This is a genomic window from Morganella sp. Je.2.23, assembly GCF_051129855.1.
GTDB lineage: Bacteria > Pseudomonadota > Gammaproteobacteria > Enterobacterales > Enterobacteriaceae > Morganella > Morganella sibonii.
Window position 1 is genome coordinate 1 of record NZ_JBCPSQ010000015.1, and the last position, 2,002, is coordinate 2,002.

4 protein-coding genes are annotated in these 2,002 nt (G+C 45.3%); 2 read left to right on the top strand and 2 right to left on the bottom strand.

What is annotated here, in order from left to right; translation table 11 throughout:
• Positions 1-578 (top strand): hypothetical protein (locus AAZR23_RS20605; protein ID WP_434694495.1); only part of this gene is annotated, 578 nt, incomplete at its 5' end.
• Positions 578-964, top strand: coding sequence for a tail fiber assembly protein (locus tag AAZR23_RS20610; RefSeq protein WP_171819819.1), 387 nt, complete (start codon positions 578-580; stop codon positions 962-964). The genes AAZR23_RS20605 and AAZR23_RS20610, both read left to right, overlap by 1 nt.
• Here the strand turns inward: AAZR23_RS20610 and AAZR23_RS20615 are convergent.
• Positions 936-1,376 carry a tail fiber assembly protein gene (locus AAZR23_RS20615; RefSeq protein WP_434694496.1) on the bottom strand — a complete coding sequence of 147 codons (441 nt, stop codon included), beginning with the start codon at positions 1,374-1,376 and terminating at the stop codon, positions 936-938. The genes AAZR23_RS20610 and AAZR23_RS20615 overlap by 29 nt on opposite strands.
• Positions 1,376-2,002: hypothetical protein (locus tag AAZR23_RS20620; protein ID WP_434694497.1), on the bottom strand; the 627-nt coding region annotated here is incomplete at its 5' end. The genes AAZR23_RS20620 and AAZR23_RS20615, both read right to left, overlap by 1 nt.

Below are 2,002 nucleotides of genomic sequence, written 5' to 3' on the forward strand. Positions count from 1 at the left end.
TTGGTTTACCGGAAAAGTATCAGGAGGTCGGTTATAGTTATTCAAAAACAGAGGTGGACAACAACTTCCAGCCAACGGGCAATTATCTGAATAAAGACTCGACGGCTGTTCAGGTTGTATCAGGTGAGATTCAATCCAGAGGATTGGTCGGTTCTATATTTGATATCAAGAATTTAAACTTCCTTACCGGCCGCAACGGACTGCCGGTATGGGGGTCATATGACGGAACCAACTTTCATTATGTAAACCACCCTAAAAAATCTGGGACGGCAGCACTGATCAGTGATTTGCCTGGTATTGAACAGGAATGGTATGACCTGAAAAATGAACGAAGTGTTGGTGTTAATTATAAGAACAATACATCAAAGCTGATTTTTTTATTTGTCCGTCTGGGGTCATCTCAGTATCAAACCACCGAAATCAGAGTGGGAGGGAAAATGGTTGGTATGTGGACATCAGCGGGTTCCAGTGGGACGACATCACAGGGGGCTTTTGCTGTTATACCCCCGGGTGCCACTTACGCCGTCATCGCAAATCAGGGTAGTTCTAATGTTTTAGACTGGACGGAGCTTCGCTAATGACAACATTATTTTTATCGCAAAAGTATTACAAAGACAGCAAAAACAATGTGTTCTGTATTGATATTGATGAAAACAATAAAGACACATGGAATTTGGATATTAAAAAGGGCTGGAGGGAAATAAGCAAGGAAGAGGCGGAGTTGATTGCTAATCCGCCGCCGACAAAAGAACAATTTATCGAACAGGCTGAGCAACAAAAGCAGATGTTAATAGCAGAGGTCAGCGCGGAAACAGAAATGCTCCGGACGAAACTGGCTCTTAAGCGTATCAAGCCAGACGAAATGGAACGGCTAAACGCCTGGCTGGATTATCTGGATGAACTGGAGGCAGTGGACGTATCCACTGCCCCGGATATTACCTGGCCGGTGAAGCCGGCGGTGTAGGCCATACCACAGCAGCCCCGAGGGATGGATCTACCGCCTGCACCTCCTGCACATACAGCATCCATTCTTTGAGGCTGGCTTTATCTTCTTCTGTGATGATGTCGAGCATAAGCCGAGTCTGCCAGAGTTGAGTTTTCTGGCTGGCCTCAGCAATCAGCACCTGCTTTTGTGCTTCGGCTTCAGCTATCAGTTGTTCTTCAGTCACCGGAGGGTTGATATGCACATCAATTTCCTTTTTGGTTATCTTGTGCATACCTTTTATTTTCTCGTTAATTTCAAAGAAAATCTCCGGAATTTGCTCTTTTTCGTTATCAAAATCAGGCGCATTTATGCGATTAGCAACAGACATCTGCTCATCATCATAAGCCCATACAGTGCCTGTGTCTTTTTCTCTGTAATAGGTCATATTCATTAATAACACTCCGACCATGTGGTGAACGGGATATTCCCCTCTACCCAGTATTTAGCACCAGGCGGGACAATGAAAAATATGTTGATTCGGGTAGTGGCATCGCTCTTGCCGACATCAAACAACCGGGTTACGTTCACACCGTCATCAACAAACACCTGGTTATCACCTGCGGTAAATGAAAAATTGATAGCAACGGCCATAGGTGCGAGTCTTGAGTTCGTGTACTTCGTCCCGATTGCCCTAGCTCCGCTTACGGCAAGCCACCGGCTGAACAACCCTGTAATTCTTACCGCCGGGATAGTACCGGATGCCATAGCCCCATCAGCACCAAATGAAAATGTTGTCGGGTTTAATGGATTAGTATTATCTATCACCCTGAATACGCCATCATCGCCAATGACAGCCCGGTATTTTTTTTCGGGTGAATGCATGAATGTATAGCCGGGGATCACCTGATAAATATCACTGCTGGCGTAATTACCTTTTGGTTGTTTAGTTGCAGCCAAATCAGTCACTGCTTTCTGACTCATCACACTTGTTGTTGATGTGCCAGTGCCCTGCGCGATATCACTTTTTGCCGCATCTCCTAAACCAAGGTTTTCGATAAACTTCGGTTTATTCGGAAT

What these genes read in the sequence shown, in the direction of transcription:
- AAZR23_RS20610 (WP_171819819.1), top strand. Translation starts at nt 578, where the DNA reads ATGACAACATTATTTTTATCGCAAAAGTATTACAAAGACAGCAAAAAC.
- AAZR23_RS20615 (WP_434694496.1), bottom strand. Translation starts at nt 1,376, where the DNA reads ATGAATATGACCTATTACAGAGAAAAAGACACAGGCACTGTATGGGCT.